We start from the raw sequence: 23,043 nt of genomic DNA, 5'->3' as shown, positions 1-23,043 counted from the left end.
ATCCATGTCCGAGGTTGAGAACAAGCTGATTATCGGAACTGCCCCCGACTCCTGGGGTGTCTGGTTTCCGGATGATCCCAAGCAGACCCCTTGGGAACGCTTCCTGGACGAGGTCGTTGAATCCGGTTACAAGTGGATCGAACTCGGCCCCTACGGCTACCTGCCCACCGATACGTCCCGTCTGGCAGATGAACTGAAGGCGCGTGACCTCAAGGTCTCCGCAGGCACCGTGTTCACCGCCTTCCACCGCGGCGTGGACCAATGGGACGTTGCCTGGGAGCCGGCCCGCAAAGTTGCGGAACTGACCGCGGCCGTCGGCGGGAAGCACATTGTGGTCATCCCCGCGATGTGGCGCGACGACGTCACCGGCGAGGCAGTGGAGAACGGCGAGCTCACGGTTGAGCAGTGGGATGACCTGTTCAACGGGCACAACCGCCTGGGCAAGGTTCTCTCCGAGGAGTATGGCCTCCAGCAGCAGTTCCACTCCCACGCTGACTCGCACGTCTGCGTGCAGCCGGACATCGAGCGCTTCCTCCAGAACACGGACCCGCAACTGGTCACGCTGTGCCTGGATACCGGCCACGCAGAATACGGCGGCGCCAGCAGCGTGGACCTGATCGAGAAGTACCCGGAGCGGATCGGCTACCTGCACCTGAAACAGATTGACCCTGCCGTGCTGAAGACGGTGCGCGAGCAGAACATGACGTGGGCCGCAGCCAATCTGGCCGGCGTCATGACCGAACCCCCGAACGGCATGCCGGACCTGTCCAAGGTGATCGATGCCGTCGAAAAGCTGGACAAACCTATCTTCGGCATCGTCGAACAGGACATGTACCCGGTGGCCGACTTCGGGGTGCCCATGCCCATCGCCAAGCGCACGTGCAGCTACCTGCTTTCCTGCGGCTCGCGGACCCGCCTCCAGTAGCCCGTTCAGCAACAGTCCCTCACGCAATCGTCACAAGCCAAAGGAAATACCATGAGCCAGAACCTGCGCGTTGCCGTAATCGGCGCCGGACGCATGGGCATTGACCACATCCAGCGCATTCACCGGCGCATTCATGGCGCCGAGGTGGCCGCCGTCGTCGATATCGACCTGGACCGAGCCAAGGCCGCCATCGCTGACATTCCAGGCGCCGTGGCGCTGACGGATGCCCAGGCCGCCCTAGACAATCCGGAGATCAACGCGGTACTGATCGCCACGCCGGGCTTCCTGCACGAGGAGATCCTGCATGCGGCGCTGGTCAAAGACATCCCTATTCTGTGCGAGAAGCCGCTGACTCCGGACGCCGAGTCTGCCTGGAAGGTGGTCCAGGCAGAGGAGAAACTGGGCCGTAAGCGGATCCAGGTGGGCTTCATGCGCCGCTACGACAGCGAATACGCGCAGCTGGGCAGCATCATCCGTGGCGGCGAACTCGGCGAGTTGCTGGTGCTCCACCACCAGCACCGCAACCCGACCACCCCGCCCGGCTTCACTAACGAGATGCTGATCAACGACTCCGTAGTCCACGAGTTCGACGCCGTCCGGTTCTTCACCGGCGAGGAAATCACCTCGGTGCAGGTGCGGATGGGCAAGAAGACCCGCAACGCGCCGGAGGGCCAGCACGATCCGCAACATGTCCTGCTCGAGACCGAGTCGGGCGTCCTGGCCGACGTGGAAATCTACGTCAACGCCCAGTACGGCTACGAGGTCGGCACGCAGGCCTCCTTCGAGGACGGCGTGGTCAGCATCGGCGGCGACTCGGGTCCCTATGTGCGGACGCAGGGCCGCTGGGGCGGCAAGATTGCGCCCGGCTTCGAGGAGCGTTTCGGCGCAGCATACGACGTCGAGATCCAGGCGTGGGTAGATGCCGCGCTGAAGGACGAGATCGGTGGCCCGAGCGCCTGGGACGGCTACGCCACCGCCGCCTGCTGTGAAGCGGGCGTCGAAGCGCAGAAGACCGGCGGCAAGGTTCTCGTCCAGTTGAACGAGAAGCCCTCACTCTACAGCTAGAACCCGTGGTGGGAGGGGCCTGGAACCATCGGTCTCTCCCGCCAGCCCATGTCCGGTCATCTCCGGCCCCACATCCACAAGGAGCGCTACCGATGAAGATCGCCCTGGATCCAACTCCGTTCCACCACAGCCACTCTGTGCTTGAGTTCCCGAAACTCGCGGCAGAACTGGGGTACAAGTACATTCAGCTCACCCCGCACAAGGACGTTATCCCCTTCTTCACCCATCCGAAGGCCGACGACGCCTTGGTAGCCGACCTGAAGAAGGCCTGTGCCGAGGCCAACGTCGAAATCGCTTCGGTGCTGCCGGTCCTGCGTTGGTCCTCTCCGGACGAGAACCTGCGTGCGGCTGCGGTCCGTTACTGGAAGCGCGCGGTGCAGATCGCCGTCGACCTTGGCGTGACACAGATGAATACCGAATTCAGCGGACGGCCGGAGCAGCCAGAAGAATCCGAGGCCGCTTTCTACCGGTCCATGGAAGAACTTGTACCCGTCTTCGAACGCGAGGGCGTCCATGTGGCCATCGATCCGCATCCTGACGACTTTGTCGAGGAAGGCCTGGCCGCCTGGAGGGTAATCCGCGGCGTTAACTCGCCGAACCTGGGCTTCGTCTACGTCGCCTCCCACTCCTTCCACATGAAGGATGACCCCGCCGAGATAATGCAGGCGGTGGGGGACCGGCTCCGCGTTGTCCATGTCTCGGACACCATGGACCACCATGCATCGCACGGTCTGCGCTACATCACCAACCCGCCGGGCAACCCGGTACGCGTGCACCAGCACCTCAAGATCGGCGACGGCGACGTGGACTGGCAGGAATTCTTCGGTGGACTAGCAGAGAACGGCTTCCTGGACCGACCTGACTCGGTGATGGTCTCCAGCGTCTTCGCCGAGAACGAGAATGCCATCGACGTATCCCGATACCAACTCCAGACGATGAAGGAATTCGTCGGCGGTTTCCAGTGACAGGCAAGTCCGACGGAGAAGACATGAGCATTGCAAGCTCGCATAAGTTAGCTGCTTCCGGCGGACCTGCCGGTGCGGCAGGCCCCGAGGGCAAGCCCAACAGGGCGCTCAAGCGCATTACCGCCGTGAGCACGCTGGGTGGACTGCTCTTCGGTTACGATACCGGCGTCATCAACGGCGCCCTGCCCTTCATGGAGCAGGATCTCGGGCTGACACCGTTCACCACAGGACTGGTCACCAGTGCCCTGCTGTTCGGCGCAGCCTTTGGTGCACTCGTGGGCGGCCGGCTGGCAGACCGCTATGGCCGCCGGCGGATGATCATCGCCCTTGCCGGGGTCTTCCTCATCGGCACGCTTGGCGTGTCCTTCGCGCCGAACGTGGAGATCATGGTCCCGTTCCGTTTTGTCCTCGGTCTGGCCGTCGGCGGTGCCTCTGCCATGGTTCCCGTGTTCCTGGCGGAGATGTCCCCGGCGCACATGCGTGGGCAGATGGTTACGCGTAATGAACTGATGATCGTCACCGGGCAGTTGCTGGCCTTCGTGACTAACGCAGTGCTCGGGAACGTATGGTCCGAGGAGTTGCACATTTGGCGCTGGATGCTGGTGCTCGCAACATTGCCTGCGATCGCACTCTGGATCGGCATGCTCCGTGTCCCCGAGAGCCCACGCTGGCTGGCCTCGATCGGCAGCTTCGAAGAGGCCTTTGAGGTGCTGAAGCGGATTCGCACCGCAGCGACTGCGCAGAAGGAATTCGACGAGGTCCGCCACTTGGCCCGTGAGGACTACGAGTCAAAGAAGGGCTCTTTCAAGGACCTGAACGTTCCATGGATGCGCCGGATCTTTTTCATCGGCGTGGGCGTAGCGATCTGCCAGCAGATCACCGGCGTGAACTCAATCATGTACTACGGCACGGAGATCCTGAAGCAGTCGGGCTTCGGCACACAAGCGGCGCTGACGGCGAACATCGCCAACGGTGTGATCTCGGTCCTGGCGACCTTCGTCGGCATTTGGCTACTGGGCCGTGTTGGCCGTCGGCCGATGCTGATGATCGGCCAGATCGGCACCATCATTGCCCTGGCCCTGATCGGTGTCTTCTCCATGGTGCTTCCGGAAGGAACCGGACGGGGCTTCGTCATCCTGGGCTTGACGGTGACCTTCCTGGCTTTCCAACAGGGCGCGATATCGCCCGTGACCTGGCTGATGCTCTCCGAAATCTTCCCGCTGAGGATCCGCTGCCTCGGCATGGGCAGCACCGCCTTCATCCTTTGGATGGTCAACTTCGCCGTTGGGTTCAGCTTCCCCATCCTCGCCGAGGGCTTGGGGATCTCCGGCACCTTCTTCATGTTCGCATTTGTCGGAGTCTTCGCGGTGATCTTCGTAAAGGCCTACCTGCCAGAGACACGCGGCAAGACATTGGAAGAGCTGGAAGAGCAATTCCACGTGGGCGACACAGCGGCACTTCGTCGGGAAGGCACCTCGGTGCTGGTCAGCCAGCACTAAGCGCTGCACCACTGACCCCGGCCGTCGTAGTCCTTTTGGACGGAGTGGTTTTCCCTCACGACTGGTCCGGAAGAAGAGGGGTCCGGGCACGGCGGAAAAGCCGGCTCGGGCCCCTCGTCGATGTTTGGCTATGGCACGGCGTCTTGACCCATTTGCTCTTTACCGAGTCCACCATATTTGTTAGAATGTCAGGACAAACTATTTAGGAGGCGTACATGCCGCTGATCCGCATTGATGTCGTCGAAGGCCGTTCCGAGCGGGAGCTCGACGCCGTCAGCCAAGCTATTCACACCGCGGTCGTGGCGGAGTACGGGATCCCCGAGCGGGACTACTTCCACATCCTGACCGTGCACCCACCCGGCCAGATCGTCGCCCAGGACGCTGGCCTTGGGTTTGAACGGTCCCACGGCGTTGTCATGATCCAAGTCTTCACCCAGGAAGGCCGGAGCGCCGTCGCCAAGACGAGCCTGTTCGAGGCTATCCACAACTCGCTGGCCGAGGTTGGCGTCGCGAGCGAAGACGTGTTCATCGGCTATATGGAGAACGGGCCGGGCGACTGGTCCTTCGGCTTTGGGCGTGCCCAATACGTCACCGGAGAACTGGCCGTGCCGAAGCGCTGAACTCAGTCATACGCACCGGGGACGGTCTGGTCCCAGTCGACCACTGAGCCGGTGACTACGCCGGAGCGCTCGGACAACAGGAACACCACGAAGTCGGCGATCTCGTCCACCTGCCCCAGTTTGCCCATCGGCTGCGAGGCGTTAGCCTTCTCCAGCCAGTCATCGCCGGCGTTGTGGAAGCGGCGCTGGATCGCGTCTTCGCCCTCCGTAGCAGTCCAACCGATGTTGATCCCGTTGATCCGGATACGATCGCAGCGGTGCGCGTGCGCGGCATTCCTGGTCAGCCCGGCCAGGCCCGCCTTCGTCGCGGCATAGGGCGCCAAATAGGGCTGGCCGCCGTGGGAACTCATCGTGATGATGTTGGCGATGTTGCCAGACGTCCCGCGTTCGCGTAGATGCGCGATGACCTGCTGCATGAGGAAGAATGGCGCCTTTAGGTTCACTGCCACGTGTGCGTCGAAGAGCTCCTCGGTGGTGTCCAGCATGGTCCCGCGGGTGGTGAGGCCCGCGGCGTTCACCAGTGCATCGACCCGGCCGAGACGCTTGACGGCGGTCTCCACCACTGTGCCTACCTGCGGCATTTTGGACAGATCGGCCTTGATGAACATTGCCTGCGTCCCGGCCGCTTCAATCCGTTTAACGGCTTCCCTTCCGTTTTCCGTGTTGCGACCGACGACGGCGACCGCCTCGGCGCCCTGCTCCGCGGCGGCCATGGCAATGCCCGCACCGAGTCCCTGCGTCCCCCCGCTGACCAGCAGGACCTTGTTCCTCATCAAGCCATCAAATCCCACTACTGTTATCCTCTTGATTCGGTTGCTCTTGTGGCGGCAGCAGGACCAACTGCGGCAGCCCCGCCCACGGCTACTGTCCTGCCGGTCACCGCTGAATGGGCAGCTGCCTCGGCCAGTTCGAGGGCGGCAACCCCGTCGCCTATTCCAGGGGTGGCCGACTCATCCTCCCGTATGCAGCGCAGGAAGTGCTCCAGCTCGGCGCGGTATGCGGCGGCATAACGTTCGAGAAAAAACGGCTCGTACGCATCGGCTTGCTCAGTGCCGGCGGACGAGTAACTTCGCACCGACGTCGGCCGAAAGTTCTCCGCGCTGAGCATCCCGCCGGCGCCGAACGCTTCCAACCGCTGGTCGTAGCCGTACGCGCTGTGCCGGGAGTTCGTGATGGTGACCTGCTCGCCGCCGGCACCGATCAGGACAACGACGGCGGAGTCATAGTCTCCCGCGTCGCGGATGTAGCCGTTGAACAGGTTTGAGCCGTGTGCACTGACTTGGACAATGTCTGGGAGGAAGAACCGCGCCATGTCGAAATCGTGGATGGTCATATCGCGGAAGATGCCGCCGGAGGTGCGGATGTAAGCCTCGGGCGCCGGCTCCGGGTCGCGACAGGTGATGGCGAGTTGCTCCAGCCGACCGATCTCGCCCGCATCCACCCGCCGCCGGACAGCCGCAAAGGATGGGTCGAACCTGCGGTTGAAGCCAATCATGATCGGCCGCGCCGCCCCAGCCACCGCGCGCTGGCAGGACCGGGCGCGCTCAAGGTCCAGGTCCACCGGCTTCTCACAGAGCACCGCCACGTCCCGTTCGGCTGCGGCCAGGATCAGGTCCACGTGGGTGGGGGTCGGCGAGCAAAGGATGACGCCGTCCACGCTTCTGTCCTCCAGAACCTGCTCGACAGATTCCGTGGCGGTCGCTCCGTACATCGCCGCCAGTCCGCGCGCACTTTCGATAAAGGGGTCGGCCACCCAAGCGAAGTCCACCCCGGGATGCGCGGCCAGACTGGCGGCGTGGACCGCGCCGATCCGGCCGGACCCGATCAGGCCCAACCGGAGCGGACGGCCAGCGCCGGTGTGCGATGCCACGTCAGCCCACCTGCGTCCGACGGCGCTGCTGCTGGGCATCCAGTTCCGCTTCGAAGGCCGCCTGGTCCAAACCGGTTTTCAGGGCGCGCAGCACTAGCCCGGCCTGGCTCTCCGGGGCGATGCCGCCGACCGGCTGGTCCCGGTCAAGATTGGTGGGGAAGGCATATCCCTCGGCGGACGCGGCCACGACGTTGCGCACCGAACGCTCCGAGGATCCAGCGGCGCGGTGTTCCTGCATGATCGGGTAGAGCGCCTTGCACATGCTGGTCCGGTCCACGGTTTCCATGGCGCGGCCGAAAGCGGACGAGACCTGGAGCAGGTTGGCCATGCGGCGGATGTCGGCGCTGCGGTTGTGCCCGGCCCCGTGGAATAGCGCGGGGTTGAAGAATGCGGCGTCACCCTTTGCCAGGGGCAGCTGGACAAAGTTCTGTTCGAAGTAGTCGGTGAACTCGGGCCGGTGGAACGCCACATAGCCCGCGGGATATTTGTGTGAATGCGGCAGGTAGAGGGTGGGCCCGGATTCGATCGGCATGTCGCAGTGCGCTACGGCACCCTGCAGGGTCAGCGCGGGGGAGAGCCGGTGGATGTGTGCTGGGTAGGTCTGGGCTTCCTCCAGCCCCATGAAGCCCAGATGATAGTCGCGGTGCGCGGTCTGAGCGGCGCCGCCGGGGTTTACCACGTTGACCTGTGACGTGACTTGATAGTTCGGGCCGAGCCAAGCTTCGGAGACCAAGGCCAGGATGTCGTTGCCGTAATAGTCGGCAAAGACTTCAGGTTCCGCAACGGCAAGCTTGTCCAAGGCGCCCCAGACCCGATCGTTCGCCCCGGGCTTGGCGAAGTGGTCTCCCGCCGCAGTCCCCGCCGCTTTCTGTGCTTCGATCAGCCGGATGAAGGCCGCGGTGGCTCGATCGACGACGGCGGTATCGGCGAAGGCCTCCTTGAAGACGACGATGCCGGGCCCGTCGGTCAGGGCGCGGACCAACTCGGCCTGGATATCTCGGCGCCCCGCCGGGTCCTCGGCCCGCTGTTGCAGCTCCGGGCCGTAGATGAGGACGTTTCGTTCCACACGATGGGCGAAGGGGTAGTCCTCGAGGCGTGTCTCGACGGAGACTGTACGGACGAAGTCCTCCAGGCGGCAGGCGTCCGAGTGGAACCACTGGACACCGGCGCTCATGCTTGCGGTGCTGGCCCGAGCGGTGATGGACATGGCAACTCCTTTGCTGGGGTGCTGAATGGATGGAATCCACCTGCGGATGCAGATGGTCGGCAAAGCCAGGAAATAGATAGATGTCTCGTGCTGCGAGCTGCCGGGGCAGCTGCTCTTACACCAGTCTTCTGCCCCAGCAACCTCCGCGGCAATGGGCAAGTACCTCAGAAAGCCATCAAGCTTCGGCCCTTGCCATGGCACTCTCCTTCCTGAAATGCTGGCCCAGCGATCGTCGATTGCCTCAGGAACCCCTCACCTCGACCTCAAACAGGAGGCAGCATGGCGCATCGGTTCACTGTGCGGGAGATCGCCCGGCAGGCGGGGGTCAGCGACGCCACGGTGGACCGGGTGCTGCATGACCGCCCCGGCGTCCGAGCGGTTACGGCTGGACAGGTGCAGCGTGCCATTCAGGAACTCGAGGCGCAGCGCCACCAGTTGGAGCTGACCGGACGCCGCTTCCTGATTGACGTCGTCGCAGATGCTCCTGCGCGGTTCAACACCGCTGTGCGGAGGGCGCTGGTAAACGAGTTGCCGCTACTGCGCCCGGCGGTGTTCCGCGCCCGCTTCCACCTGAACGAGAACTGGACACCAGCAGGCTGCGTGGATCAGTTGGACCGGATTGCCGCCCACGGCAGCCATGGGGTAGTGCTCAAGGCGCCGGACGTGCCGGAGGTGGCTGCCGCCGTCGAACGTTTGCATGCCAAAGGCATTCCGGTGGTCACACTGGCGACAGACGTACCGGTGAGCCGGCGGCTGGCGTATGTCGGAATCGACAACAGGGCGGCCGGGGCAACGGCGGCCTACCTGGTCTCGCAATGGCTGGGCGGGCGGCCCGGGAGCGTCACCGTGACAGTCAGCAGCGACGCGTTCCGTGGCGAAGAAGAACGGGAAATGGGATTCCGGGCCGCGATGCGCAGGCTGGAGCCGCATCGTCCCGTTCATTATCTGGCCGGCTCGAACGGGCTGGACGGCAACGCACAGGAGATCATGGCGCACGCACTCGCAGAGGATCCCGGAGTGGCCGCGGTTTATTCCATCGGCGGCGGGAATGCCGGATTGCTGGCGGCCTTCGCGGAGGCCGGCCGGGAGCTGGCTGTCTTCATCGGGCACGACCTGAATCCGGACAACGTCCGCCTGCTGCGCGAAGGCAGGATCAGCGCGTTGCTGCACCATGACCTGCGCCAGGACGTCAACCGATGCTGCCGCGTTCTGATGCGCCATTATGGTGCTCTGCCCATGGACCCGGTGCCCGAGGCGTCAAAGATCGACGTCGTCACCCCGCACAATATTCCGGCCGGACTGTAGGCAGGCCGGCCGGATAACCCCGGGGTTTGCGTGTGCTGCTCCTGGAGTGGTCAGGCGGTAAAGGGCAGCCGGGGATCCATCTGCTGGCCCTCCCAGGTCTGGCGGATCCAGCCGTGGTGCGGGTCGTCGCTGATCAGCCATTCCCGGACGCGGCCGGGGCCGGCCATCACGTTCAGGTAATACAGGTCGTAGCCCGGGGCGGCCATGGCCGGTCCGTGCCAGCCGTAAGGGACCAGGACCACGTCGCCGGTGCGGACTTCGGCATTGACATCGATCGGCCGATCATCCGAGGCATAGACCCGGGCATACCCGATGGCGTCCGCCTCGGCAGGAGCCAGCGCGTCCTTGGCTGGCCGGGTCTCAAAGTAGTAGATCTCCTCAAGGCTGGTCTCGCCGTCCTTCTCCTCATCATGCTTGTGCGGGGGATATGACGACCAGTTGCCTGCCGGCGTAATAACCTCGCACACGATAAAGCGGTCCGCTTCCAATGCCGCGGGGGTGCCGAAGTTGTGCACTTGGCGGGAGCAGATCCCGGAGCCGCGCAGTTCCACCGGAGTATCTTCGGCTTTGATCAGGCGCACCGGGTAGCTGGCCTTTGCGGGCGCCAGGGCAACGGCCACCCGTCCGCCGTCGGACGAGGAGATGGTGACGGCGGTTTCGATCCCCGTGTAGAGCACATCGGACGGGCCAGCGAAGACGGATCCTCGCCCGCGGAGTGCGTAGTCAAGGCCGTCGATGGTCACGGTGAAGGAGCCTTCGAGCGGGATCACGAGGCGTTCCTCGGCATCCGCCGCCAGTTTTACGGCCTCGCCGGGGGCGAGCCGAGCGATCTTGATGCCGGTGTGTGCCCAGCCGTCCACCTGGGTGGGGCTGTCGGCGGCGCCGAGCGAGACCTGCCAGGCGCCGTCGACGGCGGTTCCGAGCGGGTATACCCATTGCGTAGATTCGGGCATGACTGTGCGGCCTTTCGTTGAGGGATCGAAGTCGGTCTGTAGAACGGAAGTTGGTGAGGCGAGTTGCCGCCTGTCCTGGGTCAGCGCTGGACCAGGGTCATCTCGAAGCTGTACGAATCGGCGCGGTAGACATGATGCCCGGTTTCGACATTTCGCCCGGTGTCATCCACCGCGGTGCGCTCCATGGTGACCAGTGCGGAGCCTGTCTCGACGTCAAGCAGGCCGGCCTGCCGGGCATCCGCCACCATGGCGCCGATGCGCTGGCTGGCCAGACGGAAGTTCACACCGGCGTCACGCAGAATCTGGTACAGCCCGAGTTGCCGCAGTCCTTCTTCGGTGATCTCCGTAATGTCGTCCCGGACCCAGTTCTCCATCAGCGCCAGAGGTTTGCCGCCTACGCTTCGCAGTCGAGAGAAATGGTAGACGTTCACACCCGAGGGAAGGTCAAGGGCCTTAGCGATTGACGCATCGGCCTTGCCGTGGCGGAAATCCAGGACCTCAGTGGTGGGCTTCTGGCCCGTGCGCTTGAGGTCGTCGAAGAGGCTGGACAGCTCGAGGTGCCTGCGGACCTGGTTGGAGACCACCTGCGTTCCGACACCGCGCTTCCGGACCAGCAGGCCGGAGCGGACCAACTCGTCCATAGCCTTGCGCATTGTCGGCCTCGAGAGCTTGAGTTTGCTCGCCAACTCAATCTCGTTGTCCAGCCGGGAGCCGGACTCAAGCGCGCCGCTGTGGATGGCCGCTTCGATGCCCTGCACTACCTGGTGGTACAGAGGCACCGGAGAGGACCGGTCTATGGGGATATTGAGGTCTGTGCTCATTGCTCCTCCTCCGCCTGCTTCCGGGTCTTGGGTGATGGTTGCTGCAAATGATAGGACAAACAGTCTTGCCGTGATGGTATCAGCGATCCTTCTCGTTCCCTCGGCTACACCTGGGGAATGGGAGCTCTTCCTGTACGTATACCGGCCGCCACTCGTGCCTTCCGAAGCGTGGCTTCCTTCTCATTGTGAATATGTCCTTACATACTATTGACTTCTGTGACTCCTGTCACCATGCTTGTTCCCAAGGAACTGAACCGGGGCGAAGACCATGCTCCCCGGGATCGGTCCACCGGCCTTCGGGGAAGGCCGGTTCACGAAAACAAAGGAGATTCTCGTGTCACACAAGCTTTCCTGGCGGAAACTGGCGGCTGCGGCGGTCCTGGTTCCTGCGCTGACCTTGACAGCCTGTTCCAGCGGCGGAGGGCGTGCCCCCGAAGCGGGGGGTGAAGGTGGTGGCGCCGTTGCCGATACGGAACGGATCAAAGTTGCATTGATTACGCACGCAGCTCCTGGCGATACCTTCTGGGACATCGTTCGGAAGGGTGCGGAAGAAGCCTCTGCCAAGGACAACGTCGAATTGCAGTATCTCTCTGATCCCGAGGGCGGCCGGCAGGCTCAATTGATCGAACAAGCGGTGCAGCAAGGCGTGGACGGCATCGCAGTTACCCTGGCCAAGCCCGATGCTTTGGCCTCGGCATTGCAAAATGCAACTGAAGCGGGCATCCCCGTAGTGAGCCTCAACGCAGGAGAGGACCGGTTCTCCGAGCTGGGCGCTTTCACCCACTTCGGATCGAACGAAAAGCTCGCTGGCGAGGCGGTGGGTGAGCGGCTGGCGGAAGACGGTTACGAGCACCCCATCTGCGTGATCCAGGAGCAGGGACACGTCGGCCTCGAGAACCGGTGCGCCGGTGTTAAGGAAAAGGTGCCCGGCACCGAAATCCTGTACGTGCAAGGAACCGATATGACGCAGGTGCAGTCCACTGTGACCGCAAAACTGCAGGCAACGAAAGCCGCCGATGTCGTTATCGGGCTCGGCGCACCGTTTACCCTGACCATTCTGCAGGCGGTCGAGACCGCCGGAAGCGATGCCAAGGTGGCGTCCTTCGATATGAACGCTGAACTTGCGCAGAAGATCGTCGACGGCGATGTCATCTTCACTGTCGACCAGCAGCCATGGCTGCAGGGCTACATGGCTGTGGATGCACTTTGGCAGAACAAGCGCGGCGGCTTCGAGATCGGCGGTGGCCAGCCGGTGCTGACCGGTCCAACCATTGTGGACCAGGAAAGTGCAGGCGAGGTCCTCGAATTCGCCGAGCAAGGCGTCCGCTAACCAGCCGACTGCTGTGGCGGGACCACTTTCCGGTTCCGCCACAGCCTTCAAGGAGTAAATGACATGACCATGACAGCAACAGCTCCCGTCAAAGATGAACGGGTAGCGAAGAAAAGCACCATCAGCAAGATTCTGGGCCGTCCCGAAATCGGAGCCCTCGTCGGGGCCGTGGCACTGTTCATCTTTTTTTCGGCTGTGGCCCCCGTCTTCCTGCAGCCCGGATCGATCGCTACCGTTCTCTACGGCGCCTCGACGATCGGCATCATGGCTGTCGGTGTTTCCCTGCTGATGATTGGTGGCGAATTCGACTTGTCCACCGGTGTGGCCGTAATCAGCTCGGCGCTAATGGCCTCCCTGTTCAGCTGGTACTTCTCGATGAACGTCTGGGTAGGCGTGGTCCTGGCATTGGTCCTCTCGCTTAGCGTCGGCTTCATTAACGGCTGGATCCTGATCAAGACGAAGCTGCCCTCATTTATTGTCACTCTGGCAACCTTCCTGATGCTGACCGGTCTTAATCTGGGTCTGACCCGGGCAATAGGCGGCAGCGTTTCCACGCCGTCCGTTTCGAACATGGACGGATTCGAGTCGGCCAAAGCGATCTTCGCCTCCTCGGTAAACATTGGCGGCATTGATGTGAAGATCACTGTTTTCATCTGGATCGCAATGGTTGCCGTGGCCTCGTGGATTCTGCTGCGCACGAAGGTAGGGAACTGGATCTTCGCTTCCGGCGGCGATGCCAATGCCGCCCGTGCCGTGGGTGTTCCTGTTGTACGCACCAAGATCGGTCTCTTCATGGGTGTAGGCTTCTGCGCCTGGGTCCTTGGCATGCACAACCTGTTTGCCTTCGCGACTGTCCAGTCCGGCGAAGGTATCGGCAACGAGTTTCTCTACATCATCGCCGCTGTCATCGGCGGGTGCCTCCTCACCGGTGGCTACGGTTCAGCGATCGGCGGCGCGATCGGCGCGTTCATCTTCGGCATGGCCAACAAGGGCATCGTCTATGCGGATTGGAATCCGGACTGGTTCAAATTCTTCCTGGGGCTGATGTTGCTTCTGGCCACGATCGTCAATCTTGTGGTCAAGCGCCGGGCCGAGCAGAAGTAAGCGCACGAGGAGCAGAAGGAAATGACACTCATGAAAAACAAGGACATCACCCAGGAAGCGCTGCTCCGGGCCGAAAAGGACCCGCTGACCAGCACGCCGGTCCACCTGCTCGAATTGGACGGGGTGGGCAAGCACTACGGCAACATCATCGCGCTGAGCGACGTAACAATGGCCGTGGACGCGGGCCGAGTGACGTGCGTCCTCGGCGACAACGGCGCCGGCAAATCCACGCTGATCAAGATCATCGCCGGCCTCCACAAGCATGATGAGGGAACCTTCTCGATCTTCGGGGAGCCGCGCCATCTGAATTCGCCGCGTGAAGCCTTGGATGCAGGAATCGCAGCGGTGTACCAGGACCTCGCCGTCGTGTCATTGATGCCGATCTGGCGTAACTTCTTCCTTGGTTCCGAACTGACCACCGGCGTCGGCCCGTTCAAGCGGCTAGACGTGGAGACAATGAAGCAGATTACCAAGAAGGAACTGAAGGAAATGGGCATCGATCTGCGCGATGTCGAGCAGCCCATCGGCCAACTCTCCGGCGGTGAACGGCAGTGCGTGGCCATCGCACGAGCCGTCCATTTCGGGGCCAAGGTTCTGATTCTGGACGAGCCCACCGCTGCGCTGGGCGTGAAGCAGTCCGGCGTCGTGCTTCGTTACATCCTGCAGGCGCGCGATCGCGGTCTCGGCGTCATTTTTATTACCCACAATCCGCACCACGCCTTCCCTGTGGGTGACCGGTTCCTGCTGCTCAAGCGCGGCAAATCGATCGGTTACTACAACAAGAAGGACATCACGCTCGAGGAGCTCACGGCGCAGATGGCCGGCGGTGCCGAACTGGCGGAGTTGGCCCACGAGCTGGAGTCGCTCGGCGGCCACGGGGATGTTATTGCGGAGGTTGAAGCAGAGGTCTCCGGTACCGAAACCCGCCGAAGCTGAAGACGGCTAACCCGCGACTGAACGAAGAATTCAGCAGGAAAGAGGACCATGACCATCCGCGCAGGAGTGATTGGCGCCGGCATAATGGGAGCCGACCACGCACAGAACCTGGCCCGCAATATCGGAAGTGCTTCGCTGACCTGCATCGCGGACATCGATGCCGAGAGGGCCGAGGGAGCGGCTTCAGCCCTCGGCGCCCGCGCGGTGACAGATCCGCTGGAACTCATCAAAGCGGACGAAGTCGATGCAGTGGTCATCGCCTCCCACGACTCCACGCATGCGGAACTGGTCCAGGCCTGCCTGGACGTCGGCAAGCCTGTGCTCTGCGAGAAACCGCTGGCGCCGACGGCGGCGGAAGCGCGTGAGGTTGTGGATGCCGAACGCAGGGTCCGTGACGAGCACGGAAGGTCCCTGGTCAGCGTGGGATTCATGCGTCGTTTCGACCCCGGGCACCTGGAGGTCCGCGAGGCCATTGAGGATGGCCGGTTGGGCCGCACATTGCTGGTGCACGGCGTCAGCCGCAATGTCTCCGCGGCGCCGGGCGCCACGAGCGAATCCGCCGTCACCAACTCCGCGATCCACGAGCTGGACTCCCTCCCTTGGCTGCTGGACAGCCCGATCACCGAGGTCGCGTGGGTACCCGGTATTCTCTCCACGTCTCAGGCTGGTTCCGGCCTGCAGGATCCGGCGTTCATGATGATGCGCCTGCGCTCCGGCGTGCTGGCCACTCTGGAACTGTTCCTCAACGCCGGCCACGGCTACTCCACTCAATGCGAGGTGGTCGGTGAGCGCGGCACTGGCCGGTTCCTGGAGCCGGCCACCGTGGCCTACAACTCCGCGCTGAAGAGCTACACGCAGTACCCGCAGGATTGGCGGCCTCGTTTCGCCGAGGCCTACCGTCGTCAGCTGCAGGCCTGGATCAGGTCGCTGCAGGAGGGCACGGAATCGCCGCTGGCGTCTGCCGAGGATGGACTGCGTGCCTCGCTGGCGGGCGAGGCGATGGTGGAATCCATGCACAACGGAGGGGCTTTCACCCCGGTGGGGCAGGCATGAGCCCGACATCAAACGCGCGCTTTCCTGATGCGCTTCCCGGCAGCCGCGTGCCGGACTCCTGGGACGCGCCCCCGCTACGGTGGGGCATTGCCGGACCGGGCTGGATCGCGGAGCGCTTCGCCGCCTCCTTGCAGAGACACACCCGCCAGGTTGTGGCCGCCGTTGGTTCGCGGTCTCAGGAGCGCTCCAGAGATTTCGCAGGACGGTTCAGCATCCCTGCGGCCTACGGCAGCTATGAGGAGCTGGCGGATTCGCCGGATGTGGATATTGTCTACGTGGCCACGCCGCACAACCACCACCACTCCGTCGCGCGTGTGGCGCTCGAGGCGGGCAAGCATGTCCTGATTGAGAAGCCTATCGGTGTCGACGCCCGGCAGGCCGAGGACATCGCCGGTCTGGCGGCATCGCGGGGGCTGCTGGCTGCGGAGGCGCTTTGGACGTTCTTCCTGCCAAAGTACGACATCGCGCGGCAGCTGCTCGAGTCCGGCGCGCTGGGACGGTTGGTCACCGTGCAGGCCGAGTACGGCGAGCACTTCGAGCCGGGCCACCGTATCTTCGACCCGGAGCTGGCCGGCGGGCCGTTGCTGGACCTGGGCACGTATCCGCTAGCGTTCATCTCCTCGGTCCTTGGTGTGCCCGAGACCGTCCACGCCCTCGGGACTCCGCACCCGGCCGGCGTCAACGGCCAGATCTCCGCGGTGATGGACTTCGCCGGTGGCGCGCACGCTGTGTTGAACACAAACCTCTTTGGATTCACGCCCACCACGGCCACCATCGTGGGGACTGAAGCAACGCTCACCCTGGACGGATCTTTCAACGTACCCGGCGGTTTCACGGTCCGCACGGCGGATGGGCGGGAACTGCGCTACGGGGAACCGCCTGGTGATCACGTGGCGGGGCTACACTTCCAGGCCGCGGCAGTGGCCCGTGCGGTGGCCGCCGGGAAGCTCGAAGTGGCAGAGCGGCCGCTGGGCGAATCCATCAAAACGATGCGGCTGGCCGACGAACTGCGCGCCCAGCTGGGAATCAGTTTTCCCGACGCGCGGGATAGCACGGCCGCGGCGGCGCGTACCATCTAGCAGCCCCCACCACCACCAGCAGCCTTATCAACCAGCAAAGGAAACAATGAACAAGGTATCCCTCGGCCTGGCCGGCGCCGGCCGAATCGGCACCATGCACGCAAAGAACATCTCCGCCCTCAACGAGGGCCTGAGGGAGCAGGGCATTCAGGTCCGGCTGCAGATTACCGACGTTGCCGCGGACCACGCGCGCGCGGTGGCCGAATCGGTGGGTGCGGAATTCGTCCCTAGCGTCCGGGACATGCTCGACGGCGGGGTCGACGGCCTGGTCATCGCCACCGGCACCGCAACCCATCCTGAGCTCATCCGTGCCGGCGTGGAAGCGGGCATACCGGTCTTCTGCGAGAAGCCGGTGGCCGGAAATGTGGCGGACTCGCTGCCGGTGCTCGACTGCATACGGGAACACAACGGTGTGGTGCAGATCGGTCACCAGCGCCGCTTCGACGCAGGCTACCTGGAAGCCAAGCGCCGCTTTGATGCGGGGGAGCTGGGTTGGATCTACTCCCTCCGGGCCGTCACCGGCGACATGTTTCCGCCGTCTATCGAATTCCTGGCAACGTCGGGCGGACTGTTCCGCGACTGCTCGGTACACGATTTCGACATTCTTCGCTGGCTAACGGGCCACGAGATCGTGGAGGTGTATGCCCGCGGCTCGAACAACGGAGATCCCGCCATCGGCGCCGTGGGCGACGTGGACACCGCGCTCGCCGTCGTTACTTTCGACGACGGAACGGTGGGCACGGTCTCCGCTACCCGCTACAACGGGGCCGGCCACGACGTGCGGCTCGAAATCCAAGGATCCAAGTCATCCGTGATGGTGGGGCTGGACGAGAAGACCGCGGTCCGGTCGACCGAGGCCGGAGTCGAGTTTCCGCAGGGGGAGACCCACAAGACCTTCGCCGAGCGGTTCGACGCTGCTTATCGGGCCGAGATGCTGGCGTTCCTCGAACTGATCCAAGGGCAGCGGGAAAACCCATGTACGCCCGATGACGCCGTCGCTGCCTCCAAAGTGGCCGACGCCGCACAGCTGTCCCTGGAGACCGGCATCCCGGTCAAAGTGGAGCTCTGACTCTCCCAGTCACGAGGTCCGGACAAGGCCTCGCGGCCAGTGTTGGCCGATCGGTGATCGGGGGTCCTGGTGGCGCTGCTGCTAGCCCTTGGAGATCCCCGCACTGAAGGGATCCGTACGCCGTATCGTGAATGCTTCTCGGAAGCGTGCCAAGGCCAGCTCACTGTCGGATTCGGCCCAGGCCTCCATCCCGACTGTCCCCTCGTAACCGATTTCGTCCAGGGTCCGAGCGATGGCCGGGTAGTTGATCTCCCCGGTGCCGGGTTCGCAGCGCCCAGGCACATCTGCCACCTGGATCTCGCCAATGTGCGGCAGGGCGCGGCCGAGCAGGTCGATCAGGTTCCCTTCGCCGATCTGCGCGTGATAAAGGTCGAGCATCATCTTTACATTGGGGTGCGCCACCGCCTCGACGAGGGCCAGCGTGTCCTTGACTCTGGCGAGCGGAATGCCCGGGTGGTCAATGATGGTGTTGAGGTTCTCGAGCGCGAACGTGACGCCGTGCTCCGCGCCGAGCTCGCCCAGCTTTTCAAGAGTCCGCAGTCCCGTGAGCCACATCTGGCCGGTAGCGCGGAAGGCTGGACGTGCGGCCTGCCCGTCGATCAGCTCGGCAGGGTGGACCACCATGCGGCTGACGCCCAGCTCCAGTGCTGTGGGAATGAGCTCGGCGGCCGTGCGGAGAACATCGGGCGAGGTGTCCGGATCGATGACGCTGCCCGCAGAGTAGCCGGTCATCGAGGAGAACGCGGCGCCGGTGGCGACGAGCTGTTCGACGTCGTGCTTGCGGGTATCCCAAAGCTCGACGTCGAAGCCAGCGTCGGAGATCCGGCGGACACGTTCCTCGATGGGCAGGTCCAGGAAAACCATTTCTGCGCAGACAGCAAGGCGGATGCCGGTTGAGCCCAGGCTCGGCGTGGCCTGACCGCTCATCGGGCGTCCGCCGGAAGTGCGCTGGCCTGGACGGCGGCGGGGAGAACATCGGCTAAGTTGACGGGGGCACTGGTGTCGACTGATTTGATGCAAGCCAGGGCGAGGGCTAGGGCCGCCCGGGCATCGGCGCCGCCGGGTGCGACAAGCTCAGGAGCTGGTGTGCCGTCGCGCCGGCTTCGGATGACCTCCGCGAAGTGTGCGATTTCCGCGGTGTAGGCATCATGGAATAGCTCGACGTTCAGCCGCGGGGTTTCGCCGCTGAAGCCGTGCGCGGTGTAGCTTGTGGCTGATGTCTTGTGCAGCGAACCGGCCTGGACCATACCGGCCGACCCGAATACCTCGCCGCGTACGTCGTAGCCATACAGGGCGCTGAAGTTCGCCTCGGCGACGGCGATCGCTCCATTGCTGTAGCGGATGGTGACGACCGCGGTATCCAGGTAGCCCGCATCCTTGAGCGAAGGTTCCACCAGCGCATCGGCCATCACATGGACCTGCTCCGGGACGGCTCCTTGGTTGAACCAGTTGAGAGTGTCGAAGTCGTGAATCAGCGTCTCGAGAAAGATGGTCCACTGCGGGGTCCGGTCCGCGTTTGGGATGGCGTCCGTTGTGTTGGGATCGCGGGTAAGCGAACGTAGCAGCCGTGGCTCGCCCACGCTTCCGGCGTCAATGGTGCGCTTTGCGGCCGCGAAGTCCGCCGCGAAACGGCGGTTGAAGCCGATCTGCAGCTCGACTCCGGCCTCCTCTACGGCGGCCAGCGCATCGTCCAACTCTTCGAGGGTCCGTGCTGCCGGCTTTTCGCAGAACACATGCTTACCGGCGGCAGCGGCTGCTGCGATCAGGGACGAGTGGAAGCGGGCCGGTGCTGCTATGATGACGCCGTCGACGTCCGGATCGACAAACAGGTCGGCTGGATTGGCAGTCACCTTGGCGACGCCGAGCCGGTCCGCCAGTTCGGTGGCGGGTCCAAGGGCAGGATCGGCGATCGCCTCGAGGCGGGTTCCGCCGATCCGGGCGGCGGCGCTTTCGGCATGGAAAGCTCCTATCCAGCCGGAACCGATCAGGGCAAGCCGGACCGGGGATGTTGTCTCGGTGTTGCGCTCGACGTAGGCCATGGATGCTCCTTTGATGATGAAGTCCGGAGCTTGGGCTCCGACTAGCACTAGAACGATCTAGTAGACGGGACGCATCCACTGTGACACACGTGGACAGCGCTGTCTAGATCGTTCTAGTATCAATTTTGGGGCTCTTGCAAGAATCGAAGCGGCCGCGAAAAGCCCCTCGAAGAACCCGCTCCCGGATGTGTGGCGGAAAGCAAAGGAGCATGATGCGACAACAGCCTGAGGGCACGCCGACGCGCAGGACTACGCTGGCGGACGTCGCCGCGGCGGCCGGTGTCTCGCGGGCGCTGGCTTCGATCGTAATGCGTGGCGCCGAAGGTGCCGGTGAGGCCACTCGCCTCCGCGTGCTTGAGGTTGCCCGCGAGCTGGGCTACCGTCCGGATTCCCGTGCGCGTCTGCTGCGCAGCAGCCGGACCAGGCTCCTTGGCGTCACTTTCACACTCTCCGAGCCATTCCACGGTGAGGTGGTCGAATCCATTTATGCTGCAGCGGAGGCTGACGGATTCGACGTGGTTCTCAGCGCGGTCGGTGCGCGTCGGCCGGAATCCCGCGCGGTGGAGTCGCTTCTGGATGCGGGCATTGAGGCGGCGCTGATGATCGCGCCGTCCTCCGCCCCGGATTTACTGGCCGCTTATGCGCGTCAGGTGCCGGTGATCAGCCTCCTCAGCACCACGTCGGCTGAAGGCGTTGACGTAGTCCGCAGCGACGACGGCGCCGGCGTCCGTGCGGCCGTGGAACATCTGGTGTCGCTGGGGCACCGGAATGTTGTGCACATCGATGGTGCCGGAGCAGTGGCCGCCGACGAACGCAGCGCGGCCTATCGGGCTGCCATGCAGGAGTACGGACTCTCGGCCAACATCCGGGTGCTCCATGGCGGAGCCCACGAAGAAGACGGGCTGCGCGCGGCTGGCGAACTGGTGGCCGGTTCGATCCCGGACGCCGTAGTGGCCTTCAATGACCGGTGCGCACTGGGCGTGCTGGAGGCCGTACGACGGGCGGGACTAAACGTTCCCGAGGACCTCTCTGTAACTGGGTACGACGACAGTCAGCTTTCCCGCCTCAGCCACGTGCAGTTGACCAGCGTCAGCCAGGACGCGCCGCGACTGGCTGCAGCTGCTGTCGCGTGTGCGGCGGCGCGGCTGGCCTCCCAGGAGCCCAAAGACCTGGTCCACCAGCCACAACTGGTCGTCCGGGAAACAACAGGGCCCGCTCCCGCACGGGTCTAGCGTGCGTTACTTGCGGGCATCACCGTCGTCGTTGTTCGCCGCGAAACTGGCACGGCCAAGAGGATAGCCACGGCACACATTCCCGCCAGGAGGAAGAAACCGGCGTCGAACGAGCCAAGGAGGTCCTTGGCCGACCCGAGCAGGTACAGCGAGAACAGGGCGCCGATGTTCGCCCAGAAGTTGGAGAAGCCACTGATCGTGCCGGCGAATTCGCGGCCGAGTGCGCGGACCGGAATGTCGAAAAGCGGACCGAAATAGATCTGAACCAGGAACTGGTTAACGGCCACCAGGACCAGCAGGGCGGCGGGGGACTGGGCCTGGACGATCAGCAGCAACGTTCCGCCGATCAGCACCAGTGCTGTGGAGATGACCGCCACGGGACGGTTGAAACGGTCCGCGATGTAACCGCCGAGGAAGTTTGCCGGGGCAGAAAGCAGAGCGCCCGCAGCGAGGACAAGCCCCGCGGCCTGCAGAGACATGCCCTTGTCCGTGATGAGATAAGTGGGCAGCCACATCGCTGTTCCACCGGTGACTGCCAAGCGCACGAACTGGATGCCTGCGCAGAGCCAGAGAATGCGCTTTCGTATGAGGGCCGCGAGCTCGTGGAACCGGACGGGCCGGGTGTCCTGCCCGGTGCCAGGTGCCTCCGGCGTCTTCCAGAACAGGACCAGGAACAGCAGTCCCATGGCGGCAAAGATGAGAAACAGATTGCGCCAGCCAAGCGGGCCCACCAAGACCGGACCGAGGGTGTTGAGGAAGATGTTGGAAGTGAAACCCAGCGCCACAAACAATCCGATTGCAGTGGCACGGCGATCAGGCGGGAACTGGCGTGACATCAGCACCATGCCTGGTGCGAACATAAGTGACCGGAATATCCCGGATACTGCCTGGTCCAGAAGTAGCCAGCCAAATGTTGGCAGCAGCGCAAAACCCAAGGCTGTCAGATTAACCCCGAGGGTGCCGATCAGGAATACCCGCTTGGCGCCGAACCGGTCCGCCAGATATCCCGCGGGAATCTGCATCGCCGCATAAGTGGCCGTGGTCGCAATGGCGAACAACCCGGACTCGGTAAAGGTCAGTCCAAGTTCCGTCCGGATCAGCGGAAGGAATAGCGCGATGCCTGCGTATGCCAAGGACTGGGAGCTTTGGCAGAGCACGATCAAACCGGCGATAAAACCGCGGGAACTTCTCATCGGACCAGTCTTGCAGGTCGACTGTGTGGTGGAACATCTTGCAGGTAATGCACAGTCGCAGATTGGCATCGCAATCCACGTGGTCGATCAGGGGTCGGACCGGCGGATAGCGGCGGCGACGGCGAAAGCCCAGCCGAGGATGCCGACTAGACAGATCCGCTCCGCCAAACCGAGCAGTTCCGGTGCAAAGCCGATAGCCAGGCCAAGGGACGCGAGTCCTGCGCCGGCGAGCAGGGTGAAGGCCAATGCGGCCGGATACGCGTTGCGCAGGTTCGTGCTGGTTCGAATCCACAGGGTCAGCAGGACGAAGGCCGCCAACGCGGCGAGGAACCCGAAGGCTGCGACGTAAAGGTGGATGGTGCCTTCGGTGGTGGAAACCCGCAGACCGGATGCGCCGGCAGCAAGGACGTCGGCCGAAAAGAATGCCAGCACCCCGGAACACACGCCTCCGATGCCCAGGAGCCAAGAGCCGGTGCGCCGCAGCCCCGTCGCCGGCCCTGTCCGGCTGATCGCTGCGATCACGCAGAAAGTCATAACGGCGCGGCCGAGGAAATTGAGGTTCATGATCCAGCCGAACGGACCCACCGCGAGGTTGCTTTCGGCGTCGCTGATTGGGTTGTAGTGCGGCGGCAGCAGGTGAAGGACAACATCCACCACGGCGTAGATCACGGCGCCGGCCATGGCAGCCGCCGCGTATCGGCGTCGGCCTGCGGTGAGCGGCTGCGTTGTCTCCATCCCCTAATTCCATCACGCCGCCCGCCGCGCGATCGCCGCGGGC

The 23,043-nt window shown here is 63.8% G+C and carries 22 protein-coding genes; 13 read left to right on the top strand and 9 right to left on the bottom strand.

Going from position 1 to position 23,043, the window contains the following annotated elements:
- Positions 1 to 4 precede the first annotated feature (4 nt).
- The 5 genes from HGO92_RS12300 (at position 5) to HGO92_RS12280 (ending at position 5,074) form a co-directional block, all read left to right on the top strand.
- A complete protein-coding gene (locus HGO92_RS12300; protein WP_169995164.1) occupies positions 5 to 925 on the top strand; it encodes a sugar phosphate isomerase/epimerase family protein in 921 nt (306 codons plus the stop codon).
- Positions 926 to 976: 51 nt separating this feature from the next.
- The gene (locus HGO92_RS12295; protein ID WP_169995162.1) at positions 977 to 1,990 is read left to right on the top strand and encodes a Gfo/Idh/MocA family protein; all 1,014 of its coding nucleotides are present in this window, start codon (positions 977 to 979) and stop codon (positions 1,988 to 1,990) included.
- A 92-nt stretch (positions 1,991 to 2,082) separates the two neighbouring features.
- Positions 2,083 to 2,955, top strand: coding sequence for a sugar phosphate isomerase/epimerase family protein (locus HGO92_RS12290; protein ID WP_169995161.1), 873 nt, complete (start codon positions 2,083 to 2,085; stop codon positions 2,953 to 2,955).
- 23 nt (positions 2,956 to 2,978) lie between these two features.
- Positions 2,979 to 4,454, top strand: coding sequence for a sugar porter family MFS transporter (locus HGO92_RS12285; RefSeq protein WP_169995159.1), 1,476 nt, complete (start codon positions 2,979 to 2,981; stop codon positions 4,452 to 4,454).
- Between the two features lie 215 nt (positions 4,455 to 4,669).
- Positions 4,670 to 5,074: a tautomerase family protein gene (locus HGO92_RS12280; protein WP_169995157.1), complete on the top strand. Its 405-nt coding sequence runs from the start codon at positions 4,670 to 4,672 to the stop codon at positions 5,072 to 5,074.
- A 2-nt stretch (positions 5,075 to 5,076) separates the two neighbouring features.
- On the opposite strand, the gene HGO92_RS12275 is transcribed toward HGO92_RS12280, so the two are convergent.
- Genes HGO92_RS12275 through HGO92_RS12265 form a run of 3 tightly spaced genes read right to left on the bottom strand, consistent with a single transcriptional unit; the run spans position 5,077 to position 8,151 of the window.
- The gene (locus tag HGO92_RS12275) at positions 5,077 to 5,847 is read right to left on the bottom strand and encodes an SDR family oxidoreductase (protein ID WP_169995155.1); all 771 of its coding nucleotides are present in this window, start codon (positions 5,845 to 5,847) and stop codon (positions 5,077 to 5,079) included.
- Positions 5,848 to 5,870: 23 nt separating this feature from the next.
- Positions 5,871 to 6,944, bottom strand: a complete 1,074-nt coding sequence (gene iolG / locus HGO92_RS12270) for an inositol 2-dehydrogenase (protein WP_346768943.1) — start codon at positions 6,942 to 6,944, stop codon at positions 5,871 to 5,873.
- Between the two features lies 1 nt (position 6,945).
- Positions 6,946 to 8,151, bottom strand: coding sequence for a phytanoyl-CoA dioxygenase family protein (locus HGO92_RS12265; RefSeq protein ID WP_169995151.1), 1,206 nt, complete (start codon positions 8,149 to 8,151; stop codon positions 6,946 to 6,948).
- 279 nt (positions 8,152 to 8,430) lie between these two features.
- Here HGO92_RS12265 and HGO92_RS12260 point away from each other — a divergent pair, with 279 nt between their 5' ends.
- The gene (locus HGO92_RS12260) at positions 8,431 to 9,456 is read left to right on the top strand and encodes a LacI family DNA-binding transcriptional regulator (RefSeq protein ID WP_169995149.1); all 1,026 of its coding nucleotides are present in this window, start codon (positions 8,431 to 8,433) and stop codon (positions 9,454 to 9,456) included.
- Positions 9,457 to 9,506: 50 nt separating this feature from the next.
- On the opposite strand, the gene iolB is transcribed toward HGO92_RS12260, so the two are convergent.
- Together iolB and HGO92_RS12250 are read right to left on the bottom strand one after the other, a co-directional pair.
- The gene (gene iolB, locus HGO92_RS12255; RefSeq protein ID WP_169995147.1) at positions 9,507 to 10,409 is read right to left on the bottom strand and encodes a 5-deoxy-glucuronate isomerase; all 903 of its coding nucleotides are present in this window, start codon (positions 10,407 to 10,409) and stop codon (positions 9,507 to 9,509) included.
- An 80-nt stretch (positions 10,410 to 10,489) separates the two neighbouring features.
- On the bottom strand, positions 10,490 to 11,230 hold the full coding sequence (locus HGO92_RS12250) for a GntR family transcriptional regulator (protein ID WP_169995145.1): 741 nt from the start codon (positions 11,228 to 11,230) through the stop codon (positions 10,490 to 10,492).
- A gap of 334 nt (positions 11,231 to 11,564) precedes the next feature.
- Here HGO92_RS12250 and HGO92_RS12245 point away from each other — a divergent pair, with 334 nt between their 5' ends.
- The 6 genes from HGO92_RS12245 (at position 11,565) to HGO92_RS12220 (ending at position 17,801) form a co-directional block, all read left to right on the top strand.
- Entirely contained in the window at positions 11,565 to 12,560 is a 996-nt protein-coding gene (locus tag HGO92_RS12245; RefSeq protein ID WP_169995143.1) for a substrate-binding domain-containing protein, read from the top strand.
- 63 nt (positions 12,561 to 12,623) lie between these two features.
- Positions 12,624 to 13,664 carry an ABC transporter permease gene (locus tag HGO92_RS12240; RefSeq protein WP_169995141.1) on the top strand — a complete coding sequence of 347 codons (1,041 nt, stop codon included), beginning with the start codon at positions 12,624 to 12,626 and terminating at the stop codon, positions 13,662 to 13,664.
- A 30-nt stretch (positions 13,665 to 13,694) separates the two neighbouring features.
- A complete protein-coding gene (locus HGO92_RS12235; RefSeq protein WP_169995295.1) occupies positions 13,695 to 14,600 on the top strand; it encodes an ATP-binding cassette domain-containing protein in 906 nt (301 codons plus the stop codon).
- Positions 14,601 to 14,648: 48 nt separating this feature from the next.
- Positions 14,649 to 15,653, top strand: a complete 1,005-nt coding sequence (locus HGO92_RS12230; protein WP_169995139.1) for a Gfo/Idh/MocA family oxidoreductase — start codon at positions 14,649 to 14,651, stop codon at positions 15,651 to 15,653.
- Positions 15,650 to 16,732, top strand: a complete 1,083-nt coding sequence (locus HGO92_RS12225; RefSeq protein WP_169995137.1) for a Gfo/Idh/MocA family protein — start codon at positions 15,650 to 15,652, stop codon at positions 16,730 to 16,732. Before HGO92_RS12230 ends, HGO92_RS12225 begins: the two co-directional genes overlap by 4 nt.
- A gap of 46 nt (positions 16,733 to 16,778) precedes the next feature.
- Entirely contained in the window at positions 16,779 to 17,801 is a 1,023-nt protein-coding gene (locus tag HGO92_RS12220) for a Gfo/Idh/MocA family oxidoreductase (RefSeq protein WP_169995135.1), read from the top strand.
- An 81-nt stretch (positions 17,802 to 17,882) separates the two neighbouring features.
- Here the strand turns inward: HGO92_RS12220 and HGO92_RS12215 are convergent, their stop codons facing one another.
- Entirely contained in the window at positions 17,883 to 18,728 is an 846-nt protein-coding gene (locus HGO92_RS12215; protein WP_169995133.1) for a TIM barrel protein, read from the bottom strand.
- Entirely contained in the window at positions 18,725 to 19,840 is a 1,116-nt protein-coding gene (locus HGO92_RS12210; RefSeq protein ID WP_169995131.1) for a Gfo/Idh/MocA family oxidoreductase, read from the bottom strand. The genes HGO92_RS12215 and HGO92_RS12210 overlap by 4 nt, the downstream gene beginning before the upstream one ends.
- A gap of 209 nt (positions 19,841 to 20,049) precedes the next feature.
- Here HGO92_RS12210 and HGO92_RS12205 point away from each other — a divergent pair, with 209 nt between their 5' ends.
- The gene (locus HGO92_RS12205; RefSeq protein WP_240974587.1) at positions 20,050 to 21,072 is read left to right on the top strand and encodes a LacI family DNA-binding transcriptional regulator; all 1,023 of its coding nucleotides are present in this window, start codon (positions 20,050 to 20,052) and stop codon (positions 21,070 to 21,072) included.
- Here HGO92_RS12205 and HGO92_RS12200 read toward each other — a convergent pair.
- Complete coding sequence (locus HGO92_RS12200; protein ID WP_169995129.1) at positions 21,069 to 22,265, bottom strand: MFS transporter; 1,197 nt, start codon at positions 22,263 to 22,265, stop codon at positions 21,069 to 21,071. The genes HGO92_RS12205 and HGO92_RS12200 overlap by 4 nt on opposite strands.
- An 87-nt stretch (positions 22,266 to 22,352) precedes the next feature.
- Positions 22,353 to 23,000: a DUF998 domain-containing protein gene (locus HGO92_RS12195; RefSeq protein WP_169995128.1), complete on the bottom strand. Its 648-nt coding sequence runs from the start codon at positions 22,998 to 23,000 to the stop codon at positions 22,353 to 22,355.
- Positions 23,001 to 23,043: the final 43 nt, after the last annotated feature.

This window comes from Crystallibacter degradans, assembly GCF_012952295.1.
GTDB classification, from domain to species: Bacteria; Actinomycetota; Actinomycetes; order Actinomycetales; family Micrococcaceae; genus Crystallibacter; species Crystallibacter degradans.
This window is presented reverse-complemented; position numbering and strand designations above follow the sequence as displayed.